This is a genomic window from Erythrobacter sp. (assembly GCF_038133525.1).
Lineage (GTDB): Bacteria > Pseudomonadota > Alphaproteobacteria > Sphingomonadales > Sphingomonadaceae > Qipengyuania.
Window position 1 is genome coordinate 7520 of sequence record NZ_JAYPTL010000005.1, and the last position, 15755, is coordinate 23274.

At 61.5% G+C, this 15755-nt stretch carries 16 protein-coding genes; 5 read left to right on the forward strand and 11 right to left on the reverse strand.

What is annotated here, in order from left to right:
• Together purS and purQ are read left to right on the forward strand one after the other, a co-directional pair.
• On the forward strand, window positions 1-162 hold a 162-nt coding region (gene purS, locus AAFM29_RS02125), incomplete at its 5' end, for a phosphoribosylformylglycinamidine synthase subunit PurS (protein ID WP_341711259.1).
• Entirely contained in the window at window positions 162-839 is a 678-nt protein-coding gene (gene purQ, locus AAFM29_RS02130; protein WP_341711178.1) for a phosphoribosylformylglycinamidine synthase subunit PurQ, read from the forward strand. The genes purS and purQ, both read left to right, overlap by 1 nt.
• Here the strand turns inward: purQ and AAFM29_RS02135 are convergent, their stop codons facing one another.
• From AAFM29_RS02135 to AAFM29_RS02150, 4 genes are all read right to left on the reverse strand, one after another.
• Window positions 840-3179 carry an EAL domain-containing protein gene (locus AAFM29_RS02135; protein WP_341711179.1) on the reverse strand — a complete coding sequence of 780 codons (2340 nt, stop codon included), beginning with the start codon at window positions 3177-3179 and terminating at the stop codon, window positions 840-842.
• Window positions 3180-3385: 206 nt separating this feature from the next.
• A complete protein-coding gene (gene glmS, locus AAFM29_RS02140; RefSeq protein WP_341711180.1) occupies window positions 3386-5209 on the reverse strand; it encodes a glutamine--fructose-6-phosphate transaminase (isomerizing) in 1824 nt (607 codons plus the stop codon).
• A gap of 15 nt (window positions 5210-5224) precedes the next feature.
• Window positions 5225-5593, reverse strand: a complete 369-nt coding sequence (locus tag AAFM29_RS02145) for a type II toxin-antitoxin system VapC family toxin (protein WP_341711181.1) — start codon at window positions 5591-5593, stop codon at window positions 5225-5227.
• Window positions 5590-5943: a ribbon-helix-helix protein, CopG family gene (locus AAFM29_RS02150; RefSeq protein ID WP_341711182.1), complete on the reverse strand. Its 354-nt coding sequence runs from the start codon at window positions 5941-5943 to the stop codon at window positions 5590-5592. Before AAFM29_RS02150 ends, AAFM29_RS02145 begins: the two co-directional genes overlap by 4 nt.
• Before the next feature lie 280 nt (window positions 5944-6223).
• On the opposite strand from AAFM29_RS02150, the gene AAFM29_RS02155 reads away from it, so the two are divergent.
• Window positions 6224-7738: a CpaF family protein gene (locus AAFM29_RS02155; RefSeq protein WP_341711183.1), complete on the forward strand. Its 1515-nt coding sequence runs from the start codon at window positions 6224-6226 to the stop codon at window positions 7736-7738.
• Window positions 7739-7981: 243 nt separating this feature from the next.
• Here the strand turns inward: AAFM29_RS02155 and AAFM29_RS02160 are convergent, their stop codons facing one another.
• A complete protein-coding gene (locus tag AAFM29_RS02160) occupies window positions 7982-8206 on the reverse strand; it encodes a hypothetical protein (RefSeq protein WP_341711184.1) in 225 nt (74 codons plus the stop codon).
• Between the two features lie 87 nt (window positions 8207-8293).
• On the opposite strand from AAFM29_RS02160, the gene AAFM29_RS02165 reads away from it, so the two are divergent.
• Window positions 8294-9217 carry a DMT family transporter gene (locus tag AAFM29_RS02165; protein ID WP_341711185.1) on the forward strand — a complete coding sequence of 308 codons (924 nt, stop codon included), beginning with the start codon at window positions 8294-8296 and terminating at the stop codon, window positions 9215-9217.
• A 35-nt stretch (window positions 9218-9252) separates the two neighbouring features.
• Window positions 9253-9381 carry an entericidin A/B family lipoprotein gene (locus tag AAFM29_RS02170; RefSeq protein ID WP_341711186.1) on the forward strand — a complete coding sequence of 43 codons (129 nt, stop codon included), beginning with the start codon at window positions 9253-9255 and terminating at the stop codon, window positions 9379-9381.
• Window positions 9382-9441: 60 nt separating this feature from the next.
• On the opposite strand, the gene AAFM29_RS02175 is transcribed toward AAFM29_RS02170, so the two are convergent.
• From AAFM29_RS02175 to AAFM29_RS02200, 6 genes are all read right to left on the reverse strand, one after another.
• Window positions 9442-10989 carry a fatty acid--CoA ligase gene (locus AAFM29_RS02175; protein ID WP_341711187.1) on the reverse strand — a complete coding sequence of 516 codons (1548 nt, stop codon included), beginning with the start codon at window positions 10987-10989 and terminating at the stop codon, window positions 9442-9444.
• A 67-nt stretch (window positions 10990-11056) separates the two neighbouring features.
• Window positions 11057-11506 (reverse strand): ABA4-like family protein, encoded by a 450-nt coding sequence (locus AAFM29_RS02180; protein WP_341711188.1) that lies wholly within the window; start codon window positions 11504-11506, stop codon window positions 11057-11059.
• 3 nt (window positions 11507-11509) lie between these two features.
• Window positions 11510-12484: a bile acid:sodium symporter family protein gene (locus AAFM29_RS02185; protein WP_341711189.1), complete on the reverse strand. Its 975-nt coding sequence runs from the start codon at window positions 12482-12484 to the stop codon at window positions 11510-11512.
• Window positions 12485-12507: 23 nt separating this feature from the next.
• The gene (locus AAFM29_RS02190) at window positions 12508-13203 is read right to left on the reverse strand and encodes an NAD(P)H-binding protein (protein ID WP_341711190.1); all 696 of its coding nucleotides are present in this window, start codon (window positions 13201-13203) and stop codon (window positions 12508-12510) included.
• A complete protein-coding gene (locus AAFM29_RS02195; protein WP_341711191.1) occupies window positions 13196-14356 on the reverse strand; it encodes a deoxyguanosinetriphosphate triphosphohydrolase in 1161 nt (386 codons plus the stop codon). The genes AAFM29_RS02190 and AAFM29_RS02195 overlap by 8 nt, the downstream gene beginning before the upstream one ends.
• A 129-nt stretch (window positions 14357-14485) precedes the next feature.
• Window positions 14486-15625: a S8 family serine peptidase gene (locus AAFM29_RS02200; protein ID WP_341711192.1), complete on the reverse strand. Its 1140-nt coding sequence runs from the start codon at window positions 15623-15625 to the stop codon at window positions 14486-14488.
• Between the last annotated feature and the right edge of the window lie 130 nt (window positions 15626-15755).

The following is a 15755-nucleotide window of genomic DNA, read 5'->3' on the forward strand; positions in this document are numbered from 1 at the left end:
CTAGAGGGCCTGGGTTTCTCTGGCGTCGAGGAAGTCCGCGTGGGGCGGCTGATCGAACTGGACGTGGCCGACGGGACCAGCGACGAAGCGCTCGACGAGATGTGCCGCAAGCTGCTCGCCAATACGGTGATCGAAAACTATCGCATAGAGAAGGCCGCCTGATGAGCTTCCGCGCCGCCGTCATCACCTTTCCCGGTTCCAACTGCGACCGCGACATGGCGGTGGCGATTGAGCGGATTTCAGGGAGCGCCCCACTGCGTGTGTGGCATGCCGATGCGGAATTGCCCGATGGGCTGGACTTCATCGCCCTGCCCGGTGGCTTCTCCTACGGCGACTACCTGCGCTCGGGGGCCATGGCCGCCAACAGCCCGATCATGCAATCGGTCAAGGCCGCGGCGGACCGCGGGGTACCTGTGCTGGGCGTCTGCAACGGCTTCCAGGTACTGACCGAAGCCGGCCTTCTGCCCGGCGCGCTCCTGCGCAATGCGGGCCAGAACTTCATCTGTCGCACGGTGGCACTGACGGTAGAGAACAGCCAGTCGCTGTTTACGTCGGCCTATGAGGCCGGCCAGACCATCGCCATCCCGGTCGCCCATCACGACGGCAACTATTACGCCGACGACACGACGCTCGACCAGCTTGAGGGCGAAGGCCGCGTTGCCTTTCGCTACGCCGAAGCGGTCAACGGTTCGGCCCGTGATATCGCAGGCGTGCTCAACGCTGCCGGCAATGTGCTGGGCATGATGCCGCATCCCGAACGCGCAATCGACATTGCGCATGGCGGTACCGATGGCGCAGCCCTGTTCGAAAGTGCTGTGAAGGCTCTGGTCGAGGCCTGATCAGGCCTGCTTGCGCTCTGGCCCGCCATGGGTGCGGGCAAAGACCAGGCGAGCATCGACCGCGGTCATCGGGCGGCCGAAGTGGAAGCCCTGGATCTTGGTGCAGCCCAATTGCCGGATCATCTGGGCTTCCTCATCGTTCTCCACCCCTTCTGCGGTGGTGGTCATGCCCAGGCTGTCCGCCATGGCCACGACCGCGCGGATGATTGCCAGTGATTCCGGACTATGCTGGGCAGCGCCCTGCACGAAGCTACGATCGACCTTGATGGTCGAGAACTTGAGCTTGCGCAGATAGCCGAGCGAGGAATAGCCGGTTCCGAAGTCGTCGAGTGCGACTGAACAACCCAGCGCAATGCATTGTTCCAGCGCCTTTCGGGCGACGCTGGCATCGCGCAGGAAGATGCTCTCGGTCACTTCGATCTCGAGCCGATTGGGGTCCAAACCGCTTTGCGACAGCGCCCGCACAACGGTTGTCGCGAATTCGGGTTCGAGCAGCTGTTCAGGCGAAACGTTGACGTTGACCTTGACGTTCTTTGGCCAGCTGGCTGCCGCTTCGTTGCAGGCTTGTTGCAGGACCCAGGTGCCGATTGGCACGATCAGCCGGGTATCTTCCGCAAGCGGGATGAACTTGGCCGGGCTGACAAATCCGTGCTCACTGCTGTTCCAGCGAACCAGCGCTTCGAAGCTTACGACTTCTTCGGTGATTGCATCGACTACCGGCTGGTAGTGAAGCAGCAGCTCATTCTTCTCCAGTGCACTCCGCAGAGAATGTTCAAGCTGGCGCTTTTCCTGGGCGTTGGCGTGCAACAGCGGTTCATAGTCGCAATGTTCGCCGCCGCCCGCATCCTTGGCGCGGTAGAGCGCAAGGTCGGCATTGCGCAGAAGCTCTTCCACCGTATGGCCATCGCGCGGCCCGATGGCCGAACCTACGCTGGCGCCGACATAGAGGATCTGGTTCTCGATCTCATACGGCTCGGAAAGGCGCTGGATCACTGCCCGGGCAAGCGCATCGATGCGACGCTTGTCAGACGCGTCGCGTATCACGATGCCGAATTCGTCACCGCCGAGACGCCCGCAAATCTCGCCCTCATGGATCATCCCTTTCAGGCGGCTCGCGACCTGCGCGAGCATGCGGTCACCGACCAGGTGGCCAAGCGAGTCGTTGACCGCCTTGAAGCGATCAAGATCGATCATCAGGAATGCGCAGCGCGTGCGCCAATGCTCGGCGTATTTGAGTGCTTCGCCCAGTGCCTCGTTGAGCATGAGGCGATTGGGCAGCGCTGTGAGCGTATCGTAGCGGGCGAGATAAGCGATCTTTTCGGAGGACTCCCGCTTCTCTGTGACATCGGAACCAACGCCGCGCCAACCCTGGAACAGGCCGTTCTCATCGATGATCGGCGTGCCCGACAATTCCCACCAGCGTAGTCCGCCTTCAAGCGAAACGCTGACCGTCAGATCGGAAAATGGTTCCTTGCGCTTCAGCTTGTCGGCGAAATCGCGCAGACCCTCACCATTCCCGGCATTGCCCAAACTGGTTCCTGCGATCAGTTCGAAGAAGGACATGCCTTCAAGTTCCGAAGCCGTCTTGCCCAGGGCAAAGGCGAAACGCGGCGAAACCGCCTTGAGCCGCCGCCGCGTATCGATTTGCCACAGCCAGTCGGCCTGGTTCTCCTCGAACTCGCGCAGCAGCATGGAAACGACTTCGCTCTTTTCCTGGATCGCCGCTTCGCCAATGCGCGCCTCGACAGCGACGCGTGCATTTTCGATCAAGCCGAAGACCGCGAAAAAGACCGTTGCCAGAACCACGACCGCCAGGGTGACGTTGAAGGTGATGAGAGCTGCAATCAGGCCGCCGAAGCCAACCGCGCAGGTGAAGACGATTGAACTCAGCGGAGCGCTGAAGCGGCTGATCGCTGAAACGAGCACGAGCGCGGCGGCGATGCTCCACACCAGTGCGGCATTTTCGCCATGCCCGACGCTGGCGAATACCATTAGGCCGATCGCCCAGACCACGCCCTTGGCGCCTGAGCATACGGCGTGGCGCCGCATATCCTCGACACCGTAGTTGGCGATGTCTGCGGTAGCCGCGGTCTTGTCTTCCGACGCAGCCATGACCACGGCCAGACCAAGCGCCACCCCCCACGCTGCAAGCAGCAATGGGCTGACGCTTCCCCACATTGTCGCGACGCAAAACGCGAAGGCGAGCGCATGGACAATGACACGAGCGGTCGTTCGGCTGCGGATCAGCGCATACTGGTAGCCATGGACGCGCGCCCAATCGGTGCCAGCAGGCGTATCAAGCCCGATGGCCTGCCTGGTCGACAGTGTCGCCTTGGACACTTGATTATCCGAATTGCGCTCGCTCACCCGTGCACGGTTAATGCGAAATGGTTATCCCTCCGTAAAATTCCGCCCTTAGTTCGGCCGGAATTTCACCGTCTACGCCAAGGGTTACGGCCTCTCCTGCACTGCGTAACCGGGCACGACAGCACCCCCGCATAGCCCTTGTCGAAAGCCCCACTCCAGCGTGGCCCGCAATAGGGCATTCATTCGACCGTTACCGACTTGGCGAGATTGCGCGGCTGGTCGACATCGGTGCCTTTCACGCAGGCAACATGATAGGCCAACAACTGTACCGGAATGGCATAGACCAGCGGCGCGATCAGCGGGTGGACGCGCGGCATTTCTATGGTGGCCAGGCATCCCTCGCCAGCCTGTTCAAGGCCTTCGGCATCGGAAATCAGCACGATCTTGCCACCGCGCGCACGGACCTCTTCCATATTGGAAACGGTCTTCTCGAACAGTGGCCCGGACGGTGCCAGGACGATCACCGGAACGGCTTCGTCGATCAGCGCAATCGGGCCGTGCTTCATTTCACCTGAAGCATAACCTTCGGCGTGGATATAGCTGATTTCCTTGAGTTTCAGGGCGCCTTCCAGCGCCAGTGGAAAGTCCGGCCCGCGCCCCAGGTAAAGCACGTCCCGCGCCGGCGCGATCAGGTGCGCCATCGACGAAATATCGTCATCATGGTCCAGTGCCGCATTCAGGGCAGCCGGTGCCTCGAGCAAGTGCTCGACCACCTCCTGCTCATCGGCCCGCGACATCAGCCCCTTCTTTACCGCCATATGGGCAGCTAGCGCAGCGAGCACCGCCAACTGGCAAGTGAAGGCCTTGGTTGAAGCCACGCCGATTTCCGGACCGGCATGGGTTGGCAGCAGCAAATCCGCCTCGCGCGCCATCGAACTGGTCGGCACGTTGACCACCACCCCGATCGTCTGCCCCATCGCCTTGCAGTGTCGCAGCGCTGCCAGCGTATCGGCGGTCTCACCGCTCTGCGAGATGAACAGTGCCAGCCCGCCCTCTTCCAGCACCGGTTCGCGGTAGCGGAACTCTGAAGCGAAATCGATGTCGACTGGGACTCGCGCAAACTGTTCGAACCAGTATTTCGCGACCATCGCAGCGTAATAGGATGTACCGCACGCAACGATGGTCACGCGCCGTACCGCCGAAATATCGAAGTCGAACTGGGGCAGCGCCACAGAGTTGTCAGCCTGACGCAGATAGGATCGCAGCGTCTGGGCAACCACCGTCGGCTGCTCGAAAATCTCCTTTTGCATGAAGTGGCGGAAATTGCCCTTCTCCACCGCCGCAGCTGAAGCCCCCGAAAGCTGCACCTCGCGCTCAACAAGTTCGCCGGATTCGTCGTGAACCTCCGCACCTTGGCGCGTGACAACGACCCAGTCGCCTTCTTCGAGATAGGATATCCGTTGGGTCAGCGGCGCCAGTGCCAGCGCATCGGAGCCGAGATAGGTCTCCCCTTCACCAAAGCCGACCACCAGCGGCGAGCCACGCCTGGCGCCAATAAGCATGTCGGGATGGTCCCGAAAGACGATGGCCAGGGCAAAGGCACCACGCAGGCGCGGTAACACCTCCCTTACGGCTTCGCGCGGACTGACGCCCGCCTCAATCTGCATCGAGATCAGATGCGCGACCACCTCGCTGTCCGTCTCGCTCTCCAGCTTGCGGCCCGCCGCCGTCAGCTCGGCCTTGAGCTCCTTGAAGTTCTCGATGATCCCATTGTGGACCAGCGCCACATGGCCGGTCGCGTGAGGATGCGCGTTCTTCGCTGTAGGTGCACCGTGCGTCGCCCAGCGTGTATGGGCGATGCCGATGTCACCCGAGGCCGGCTCCATAGCAAGCACTCGCGTGAGATTGGAGAGCTTCCCTTCCGCCCGCCGACGAACCAGCGCTCCGCCATCAACCGTGCAGATACCGGCACTGTCATAGCCGCGGTATTCCATCCGTCTCAGGCCATCGACCAACCGGTCCGAAACCGCTTCCTTGCCGACGATACCGATGATTCCGCACATGCGATGATTGTCCTGTCAGAGTGTATAGGGAATGCGGATACCGGGCATTTCTGCCGGGAAATCCTTGGTGTTGCGAGTCACGAGAATACGCCCGGTGCTCTGGGCCGATGCCAGTATGATGGCATCAAGTGCCTTAAGCCGCAGGCGCTGTGAACGGAAGACTGCTGCTTGCCGGGCAACATCCTCGGTCACCTCGATAACGCGAAAGTGATCCAGGAAGGCTTCTGCCCGCACACCATCGTCAGGCAAGGCGCAGACCATTACCTCGACCCAGGTCACCCGGCTGATGTATCGCTGTGAGTAGCGGGTCAGCTCCGTCTGCGCCGGCTCGACGCCGCGCAGCGCATCGATCAGAATGCTGCTGTCGAATACGGCCTCGGTCACGAACGGCTTCTATCGTTCTTGGCGTCGAGCCAGACCTGGTGGCGGCCATGTTCACGATCGTCGACATGATCGAAGAGGTCAGGAAACTCACCCCTGACCTCATGATAGTCGCCGTCCCAGGGTCGTGTGTTGCCCGCCCTTTCGCGGCGCTGCCATTCAACGGCATCGCCGATATCGCTACGGTCATTCCAAATTCCGAAGTACCTTTCGATCCCATCCTTCGTCGCATCGCCACGATAGGCGCTTACCGCCTCGCGCAGGATTGCCGCACGGGACTTGCCCTGCTCTTCCGCCAAACGGTCGAGCCATTTGATGTCATCATCGGGCAGATCGGCGAGAATACGAGTCATTGATATCTAGATATCATATCACGATATCATGTCAATCGACGAACGATCTACCACAGGGACGGATTACCCGACCACGGTAGTGACGAGCCGTTAACCCGTCCACCGCTACGCCGCTCTGGTCAAGCGGCTCCGGGAGCCCATTTTTCGGCCGTTCGACAAGGTGGGAATTAAGGAAAAAACAAGGTTTCTAACTTATTCACCACTGCAAGATATGCAGGTCTTGCCGGTTTCCGGTTGGGCAGGCGCACCACGAATCAAGAGTCTCCCCGGGGGTAATGGAATGAGCGCATTCGGACGGAAGAACGGACCGGCAGGCATGGCCACCGGCGCTCGTCCGCAGTTTGGCGTTGCCCGCCCGATGCGTGGCGGCGCGCCTGCGCCGAGCACTCCGCAGGGCGGCGAGCAGTTCCCGCCGATCCCGGCTGAAAACGCTCCGGCTCCGACGTCGAATCCCAAGAATGCCGCTGACGCCATGTCGCGCCTCGATGACCGGATGAACACCGATCATTCGGGTGAATCGCAGGTTGGCGGCTTCGAGGCCAGCGTCCACAAGATAAAGGAACAGGTGCTTCCGCGCCTGCTCGAACGAGTCGATCCGGAAGCGGCAGCCACGCTGACCAAGGACGAACTGTCCGAGGAATTCCGCCCGATCATCATGGAAGTGCTGGCCGAGCTCAAGGTCACCCTCAACCGCCGCGAACAGTTCGCGCTGGAAAAGGTGCTGGTCGACGAACTGCTCGGCTTCGGCCCACTGGAAGAACTGCTCAACGACCCCGACGTGTCGGACATCATGGTCAATGGGCCGGACCAGACCTACATCGAAAAGAAGGGCAAGCTGGTCATCGCGCCGATCAAGTTCCGCGACGAACAGCACCTGTTCCAGATTGCGCAGCGCATCGTGAACCAGGTCGGCCGCCGCGTCGACCAGACCACGCCGCTGGCTGACGCGCGTCTCAAAGACGGGTCGCGCGTGAACGTGATCGTACCGCCGCTGTCACTGCGCGGCACCGCGATCTCAATTCGTAAGTTCTCCGAGAAGCCGATCACCATCGACATGCTCAAGGACTTCGGTTCGATGAGCGAGAAGATGGCAACGGCGCTGAAGATCGCCGGCGCGTGCCGCATGAACATCGTCATCTCCGGCGGTACGGGTTCCGGTAAGACGACCATGCTCAACGCCCTGTCGAAGATGATCGATCCGGGCGAACGCGTGCTGACGATCGAAGACGCGGCAGAACTTCGTCTGCAACAGCCGCACTGGCTACCGCTCGAAACGCGCCCGCCGAACCTCGAAGGCCAGGGCGCTATCACCATCGGCGACCTTGTGAAGAACGCCCTGCGTATGCGCCCAGACCGCATCATCCTGGGCGAAATTCGTGGCGCGGAGTGCTTCGACCTCCTTGCTGCAATGAACACCGGCCACGATGGCTCCATGTGTACGCTCCACGCCAACAGCCCGCGCGAGTGCCTGGGCCGTATGGAAAACATGATCCTGATGGGCGACATCAAGATTCCGAAGGAGGCGATCAGCCGCCAGATTGCGGAGTCCGTCGACCTGATCGTGCAGGTGAAACGCCTCCGCGACGGTTCGCGTCGCACCACCAACATCACCGAAGTTATCGGGATGGAAGGCGACGTCATCGTCACGCAGGAGCTGTTCAAGTTCGAGTATCTCGACGAGAGCGAGGACGGGAAGATCCTTGGCGAGTTCCGTTCGAGCGGTCTGCGTCCCTACACGCTCGAGAAGGCACGCCAGTTCGGCTTCGACCAGGCCTATCTCGAGGCCTGCCTCTAATCCGAGAACGAACCAGCCAGTGCCACGAGACGGCGTTGGCTTACAATCATGTGACGCAGCATTGGGCTATGAACATGGCATCGAATGGACGATGTCATGTCTCAGAAACTCTTCTCTCACTCCGGTTCAAGCAAGCGACAGGGCGAAGTCTTGCGCGATCTCCAGCGCGAACGCCACTTCGAGGCGCTGCTGATCCAGTCCTGGATGGAAATGCGTTCACGCGCACCGCGCGCGCCGCACAACTCAGTCGGTCAGCACAACCGGTAGGGCAACCACCAGCAAGCCGAAGCCAATCACGGCGAAGGTGAGCAGTAGCCCGGTCCACGGCACCCATCCGATGCGGTTAATCTGCGCACGCCGCAATCGGCGCCGTTCCATCATCGAACAAATTGCCGCCAAGGTCAGGAGCAACGCGCCCCACATCGCCAGCAGGTCGGCGTCGCTGGCGAAAAGGATGGCGTCGGGCACATGCACGGCGCGTCATATGGGTGTCTATCTTCCTGCCTACAATCTCTTGGTTTGCATCACAGCACGGCTTGGCTACTCGCCAACCACATGACGGCTGCGCCCGACCACCCCCATCACCGGCCCATTTTGGCGCTGGTGCTGCGCTTGTGTGCCGCCCTCGTGCTGTCAACCCTGGTGATGCTGGTCAAATACACCGCGGAAACCGGCGTCCGCTTCGGCGAAATCCTGTTCTGGCGCGCGTCGCTGACCGTGCCCATGATCGGCCTGTGGCTCTTGGCGCATGGGCAGCTGTCCCGTTTGCGTACCAAGCGGATGTCGGCACACCTGCGCCGCGCAATCCTGGGTATCGTCGGCATGATCATGACCTTTGGCGCGCCGCTACTGCTACCCTTGGCCGAATCCACCACCTTGAGCTTTACCACGCCGATATTCGCGGTGATCCTTTCCGTCATACTCCTGTCGGAAACCGTCGGGCCGTGGCGCTGGGGTGCAGTGATCGCCGGGTTCCTGGGCATCCTTGTGATCGTGCAGCCGGGCCAATCGCATATGCCGGCCACCGGCATTGCGGTGGGGCTTGGTGCTGCATTCATGGTGGCCCTTATCTCGATCCAGTTGCGCGACCTCGGTCGAACCGATGAACCCATCGCAATCGTGTTCTGGTTTTCCGCATGGTCGACGCTGGTCTTCGCCGTCGGCCTGCCGTTCTTCGTGACCGACCACAGCCTCGAACAATGGTTGCTGCTCATCGCGATAGGTGCACTGGGTTGTTTCGCGCAGCTCCTGTTGACCGCATCGCTACGCTTCGGCCAGGTCGCCAGCGTAATCGTGATGGATTACTCCTCGCTGGTCTGGGCGACCATTTATGGCTGGTTGATCTGGGACCGTCTACCCCCGGCCACCACTTGGCTTGGCGCACCGCTGGTCATTGGCGCAGGCGCCCTGATCGCGTGGCGCGAACATCGGCTTGGACAGCGGGAACCGCGAGCGGTACAACCCGTTTCCTCGCAATAGCACTTATGACAGCGCCCTTCGGAAAAGGATCACACATGCGCAAGATCATGATCGTACTCGGCCTCGCCGCCATGACCCTGGGCACCGCGGCCTGCAATACCGTCAAGGGCCTTGGTCGCGACATCGAATCCGTCGGTCAGGCGGGCGACGACGCCATCAATTGAGCCAAGTTCACGCCGGATAAAAAGCGCCCGCCTACAGGCGGGTGCTTTCATTTTGGGCATTCAGTTGACCAGTCGGTCACGCCCTTCCCAATAGGGCGCACGCAGTTCCCGGCGCAGGATCTTGCCACTCGCATTACGTGGCAGGACATCGATGACATCGATCGACTTGGGCACCTTGAACCCGGCCAAACGCTCGCGCGTCCAGGCGATTATGTCATTGGGATCCAGGTCAGCGCCAGGCTTGGGCACAACACAGGCCTTGACCGCTTCGCCCCAGGTATCGTCCGGAACACCGATAACCGCCACCTCGGCCACGGCGGGGTGCCCGTAGATCGCGCTTTCGACCTGCGCCGGATAGACGTTCTCGCCACCCGAGATGATCATGTCCTTCATGCGGTCCTGGATATAGACGTAGCCGTCTTCATCCATGTAGGCCGCGTCACCGGTGTGCATCCAACCATCGATCAGCGCGGATGAGGTTGCATCGGGCAGGTTCCAATAGCCCGCCATGTTCGACGGACTCTTGACGATCAGTTCGCCGACTTCACCGCGCGGCAATTCCTGTCCGTCCTCGCCGACGACCCTCAGCTCTGTCCCGGGAACCGCCTTGCCCGCGCTGCGCATGCGCTGATTCCCGTCGAGCACGTGATCGTCGGGCGGCAACATGGCGATGGTGCCGGTCGTCTCAGTCATGCCATAGCATTGCAGAAAGCCGGCATCGGGCATGGTCTGCACCGCCTCACGCAGCAGGTCGAGCGGTATCGGCGCGGCACCGTACATGACGTATTTCACCGCCGAGAAATCGGTCGTCTTTGCCCTCGGGTGGTGGATCACCATCTGCAGTGCGGCAGGGACGATGAACAGGCGGGTGATGCCCTGTTCGAACGCCTCGAGTACGCCAAGCGGAGTGAATTCCGTCTGCACGATGCCGCGGATGCCCGCGGCGACCGCCATGATCCCCAGCCCGGTGCCACCGATGTGCGCACAGGGCATGCAGACGAGGATAGCCTCGTCCTCATCCCACTTCGACCAAGGCTGGCCAGCCTCTTCCGCGGGCATGCGCAGGGCAAAGAGATTGCGGTTGGTCAGGACTGCACCCTTGGGATTGCCTGTCGTTCCCGAGGTATACAGCTGGAGCACTGCGTCGTCGGGACCGGCTGGTTCAAATTCATCCGCCGGCGCTGCTGCGATTTCCATCATCGCGGTCGGAGTATCGATCACCTCGGGCGGTGACTGCATCTGACGGCAGGACAGCGCAGCAAGTTCGTCGAAGTCGTGATCGATGAACAGCGCCTTCGCCCCCGTGTCGCCCAGGATGTAGGCGATTTCCGGTGCGGCGAGGCGCCAGCCGATGGGCACCATCACGACTCCCGCGCGCGCTGCGGCATAGAACAGTTCGAAGTAATGCCGCGCATTCTTGCCGAGCCAGGCAATCCGGTCACCCTTGGTAACGCCGTGCGCGGCCAACATCGCCACGATCCTGCGCGTGCGATTCTCCAGCTCGGAAAACGTAATCGCCTTGCCGTCCTGTTCGAGCGCTGTGGCATCAGGCTTTTCCTGCGCCCAATGCCCGATCAGCTCATCAAAAGTCAGCCGCTGCTTCTCCACCTTCATCCCCTCCGCTGTTTTCAGCTTCGGGTAGCATCATGGCATGTCGGTTGCGTCTTGCAACCAACTATTCCCACCGTCCCTGCGCACGTGCGCGCTTTTCCCGGATGAGCAACCATAAAAACAGGCCAAGCGGGCCCGCCATGAAGGTCGCCAGCAGGATTGGCGCCTGCACCCAACGGGTAAAGCCCTTCGCATCGGCGTCGCGTGCAATCCACAAACCGACAAACAAGTCGAAGGCAAGGTAGTGGATCCATCCGATGGTTACCCCACCATCGCTGGCGAAGATCGCCCGTACGCCCTCAATGCTGCTGAAATTCGCCGAAGGACCGCCACCGACCGGGTCGAGCACGCCCCACAATATCCCTACCAGTCCGAAGGCATAGGCCATGCACAGCAGCCCTACCCCGACATATAGGATCGCCGCGAGTAATGCGGGCCAGCGTGGCAGGAGGACCAGCGCAACCCACATGATCATCGCCAGGCCATTAGCCAGGCTGAACGCTACATCCCACATGGATCAACTCTCCCCTTCCATTCTTCGCCGCCACCAGCTTGCCAAAAGGCTGCCCAGGACCACGTGATAGACTGCCGAAATTGCGCTGGGAACCGGGGCAAGCGCGGCCTGCATCGGGTTGGCAAACTGCGCCGCGAAGCTTGGAGCGGCAGCCAAGGTCGAACCGAGTCCGCTGTTCTGCATGCCGACCTCGATGCTCGCCGTACGCGCGACGCGCTCGTCAAAACCGAACAGGCGCGTAAGGATATAGCCTAGCGCAAAACCGGTCGCGTGGAGCAGGAACAGCCCCAGCAGCAGGCTGCCCGCATGCATGCTGATGAGTTCCTTGGAACGGGCAACGATCGCGCCAACGATCAGCACGATCAGGAGAATGGAGACAAGCGGGGCGGCCGGTTCGATCCTTTGCGTCACGCGGGGAAGCAGCGAGCGCAGCGTAACCCCTGCAACGACCGGCACCAGGACCACGGCGATCATGGACTGGAAGAGCGCCCATCGATCGATCTCAACGAACACGCCGGCCAACAGGCTGGTCAACATGGGCGTCGCGAAAACCGCAACCATGGTCGAAGCCATGGTCATCGAAACCGACAGGGCGACATTCGTGCGGGCCAGATAGGCAACCACGTTGGATGCCGTCCCGCCCGGACAGCAGGCGACCAGCACTAGACCGACCGCAAGCCCAGTCTCCAGCCCCAACAGCTTAGCCAAGGCAAAGCCTGCGAGAGGCATGATCGTAAACTGCAATGCAACGCCGGCCAGAACCGCGCCCGGCAGCCTCAAAACGCGCCTGAAATCATCAATGGTCAGGGAAATGCCCATTCCCAACATGACCACGCCCAGCATCACGCTGACCAGCGGCTGACCCAGCAGTGCGAAACGTGGATCGACCACCCACAAGAACAACGGCGGAGCGAACCACGCGAGGATAGTCCCGGCAACGGTCCAGAAGGCAAATAGCCGTGTTGCCAGTCCGATCATGCCCCTTCCCTGTTCCTGAGATGCTATGTCTGTTCGGGCTTGGCCAGCGTGCGGGCTGTCCGCAGGATCGCGTCGTTGTCATGCACGAAGCGGCCCCGCGCCGCTCGCTTGGCTAGAGCCAGCGCGGCTTCGGCCACCGCTTCCGCGCGGATGCCGCGGTATCTGCGCATTCCCCCCTGCAACATGAGGTTCAGCACGGGTGCCGCGAGAATACCCAGCCGTTCGGCTGGTCGATTATCATTGGTTCGATTCCCCAAAAGGAGGCCCGGCTGTAGCACATCGAGCCGGTCGAACCGCAGCTTGGCGAGATCACGCTCGACCTCACCCTTCACGCGCAAATAGAAGGTCTTGGACGCGAGATCGGCTCCGACGGAGCTGATGTAGACGAACCGCTCTACACCATGCGCCTTGGCCGCCTTTGCGACTGCCAGGACCAAATCGTGATCGACCGCGCGAAACGCCGCCTCATCCTGTCCCGCTTTCTTCCACGTGGTACCCAGCGCGCAGATGATCGCTTTGGGACGTACTGCCTCGATCACCTCCCCCCACCGATCGGGCTCGGCCACGAACAACTCCATGCGAATGCCTTTGGGCAGCGGCGCCTCACGCCGCGCAATGCCGGTCAGCCGCAGGTCCTCGCGGCCGATGCATGCTTCCATAACCTTGCCACCTATCAGGCCCGTTGCCCCGACCAGAGCGATACGCATGGGGTCAAACATTGCTCAATCCCTCAGGGGCGCGCCCATAGATTCGGCGAACCTGGTCGATGGCGTAGCGATCGGTCATCCCGGCAATGAAATCGGCGATGTGCCGGCTGCGCATGGGTTCACCCGCGGGCAACTGCGCCAACCAGCTATCCGGCATGGTTGATGCGTCCTGGCTGTAGGCGACGAACAGCCGCGCGATGACATCCCGCGCGCGTTCGGCCGTCGATATCTGTTCTGGGTGGTAATAGAGCCTCTCGTACATGAAGCCCTTCAATCGCCGCTCCTGTTCGCGCATGGCCGGGGTGAAAGAAGCCAGCGCCTTGCCTGCCGACCGCACCTCGGCTTCACTGGACAGCCCCCGCACCTGTTCGCGCGTATGGGTCAGGACGTCATTGACCATCAGCCCGATTTGCGTCCGAACCAGCTCGCGTTGCTGGCGCTCTCGGCTGGCGTGCGGGAAACGTCGCTCAACAGAGCGCCACTGATCGGCCAATAGGTCGAGCGTGAGCAGGTCGTCGAGATCGAGAAAGCCGGCCCGCAAACCGTCGTCGATATCGTGATTGTCATACGCGATATCGTCAGCAATCGCGGCGACCTGCGCTTCAAGCGAACTCCACTCCCCTAGGTTGAGCGGAAAAGCCTCGTCAATCTCTGCCAGTGCCCAATTGGGTGCCGCAATGGGGCCATTGTGCTTGGCGAGCCCTTCGAGCGTTTCCCAGGTCAGGTTTAGCCCTTCATGTTCGCAATAAGGGCTTTCGAGCCGCGCCAGCGTGCGAATGCCCTGCGCGTTATGGTCATAGCCGCCGGCATGGACCATCGCCTCTTCCAGTGCCTTTTCGCCGGCATGACCGAACGGCGGATGGCCGATATCGTGCCCCAGGCACAAGGCTTCGGTAAGATCTTCGTCCAGTCCCAGTTCGCGCGCGATTACGCGGCCGATCTGGGCGACCTCGATGCTATGCGTCAGGCGGGTGCGATAATGGTCCCCATCGGGCGCAATAAAGACCTGGGTCTTCGAGCGCAGGCGACGGAATGCGATGGAATGGACGATGCGGTCACGATCACGCTGGAATTCGCTCCGCGGCCCTCGTGAACCATCACGGTTCTCGGCGAATTCGCGCCCGCGGCTCTTTGCGGGATCAGCGGCGTAGCGGGCTCTTTCCATCGGTGGCGGGAGGCTTAGGAGACCGACCGCCACGCGACAACGTGAACAGAGCGCGAACCACAGCGGTTATCGGCAAAAAGAAAGGACCGCGCGACGCATGCCGCGCGGTCCGTCACGATTCCAGGATGGTCAATTCACCCCGATGGTATCGGGCTTGCCATCAGGGTCGCCCGTCACCTGTCCGCCACTGCGGATAGCGCCGAGCAACAACAACCCGGCCGCGTGAGGACTGGCCATCGAGGTACCCGACAGTGTGGCATAACCGCCATCCTTGTAGGTCGAGTAAATCGACGATCCGGGCTCGGCAAAGTCAACCGGAGGATTGCCGTAGTTCGAGAAGCTCGACCACTTGTCGCCCTTAGCGAATGACGAGATGGTGTAGATATTCGGGCCGTTCGCCGAAGCGGGTGATTTTGTGGTGGCGCTGGTGCTCTCATTGCCTGCTGCAAGCGCGAACTTGAGGCCCAGGTCTGCTGCAGTTTCAACTGCGTCGTTAAGCGCCTGGCTGAAGCCGCCGCCTAGGCTCATATTGGCCACATCGCCCGCAGCGAAATTATCGGCCGCATATTCGACGCCAGCGATCACACCGCTGTTCGAGCCTGACCCATTGCGGGTCAGCACCTTGACCGGCACAACCTTGACACCCGGTGCGACACCGTAGACCCCGATGCCATTGCCTCGCTTGGCGCCGATAATGCCGGCCACATGGCTGCCATGTCCGTTCAAATCGTTGCCATCGCTTTCGCGGGTGAAGCTTGCCGCGCGGCTTGTGTCGACGTTGAGGTCCGGGTGATCGTAGTCGATGCCAGTGTCGATCACCCAAGCCGTCCTGGTGCTGCCGGTCAGGCCACCACCGACGCGCACGACGCCCCAGGGATCGGTCTCTGGAGGAGGAGTCCCACCGCCGCCGCCAGGCTTACCCTTCCCTTGGGCATCGGCGGTCATCAACTGGTCCTGTTCGCAAAAGGCGATACGCGGATTGTTCGCCTGCATCCTTGCCACACCCTGCGCCGAAGCGTTGATCGAAAAGCCGCGAATGGTGTTGCGATAGGTGAAGCCCACCTGCCCGCCAGCGGTGCTGGCCGACCGCACCGCCTCGGCCCGAACGTTGCTCTTGGTGACCAGGCCTGGGTTGAAAACGCAGATGTAGGCGTTTTCGATCTTGGTGCCCTTGGCCGGCGTGGATTGGGCAGTACCGGTGGAAACCGAACCAGCGGCGGCAAGCGCAATGGCACCAATGGCCGCACCACGCCCGATAAAGCTATTCATGATCTGAGTCCCTTCCCCCATGAAGTGGAGCAGGGAGAATGAACCCGGCAGTCGATGCAGCAAGGGGGTGATGGTTAATTTCGGCTAAAAAATCCGCGGTGTCGCCGAAAAGTCGCAACGATCCACGGTT

What these genes read in the sequence shown, in the direction of transcription:
- AAFM29_RS02180 (WP_341711188.1), bottom strand. Translation starts at nt 11,506, where the DNA reads ATGTGGGATGTAGCGTTCAGCCTGGCTAATGGCCTGGCGATGATCATG.
- AAFM29_RS02200 (WP_341711192.1), bottom strand. Translation starts at nt 15,625, where the DNA reads ATGAATAGCTTTATCGGGCGTGGTGCGGCCATTGGTGCCATTGCGCTT.
- AAFM29_RS02195 (WP_341711191.1), bottom strand. Translation starts at nt 14,356, where the DNA reads ATGGAAAGAGCCCGCTACGCCGCTGATCCCGCAAAGAGCCGCGGGCGC.
- AAFM29_RS02155 (WP_341711183.1), top strand. Translation starts at nt 6,224, where the DNA reads ATGAGCGCATTCGGACGGAAGAACGGACCGGCAGGCATGGCCACCGGC.
- AAFM29_RS02190 (WP_341711190.1), bottom strand. Translation starts at nt 13,203, where the DNA reads ATGTTTGACCCCATGCGTATCGCTCTGGTCGGGGCAACGGGCCTGATA.
- purQ (WP_341711178.1), top strand. Translation starts at nt 162, where the DNA reads ATGAGCTTCCGCGCCGCCGTCATCACCTTTCCCGGTTCCAACTGCGAC.
- AAFM29_RS02170 (WP_341711186.1), top strand. Translation starts at nt 9,253, where the DNA reads ATGCGCAAGATCATGATCGTACTCGGCCTCGCCGCCATGACCCTGGGC.
- glmS (WP_341711180.1), bottom strand. Translation starts at nt 5,209, where the DNA reads ATGTGCGGAATCATCGGTATCGTCGGCAAGGAAGCGGTTTCGGACCGG.
- AAFM29_RS02185 (WP_341711189.1), bottom strand. Translation starts at nt 12,484, where the DNA reads ATGATCGGACTGGCAACACGGCTATTTGCCTTCTGGACCGTTGCCGGG.
- AAFM29_RS02150 (WP_341711182.1), bottom strand. Translation starts at nt 5,943, where the DNA reads ATGACTCGTATTCTCGCCGATCTGCCCGATGATGACATCAAATGGCTC.
- AAFM29_RS02165 (WP_341711185.1), top strand. Translation starts at nt 8,294, where the DNA reads ATGACGGCTGCGCCCGACCACCCCCATCACCGGCCCATTTTGGCGCTG.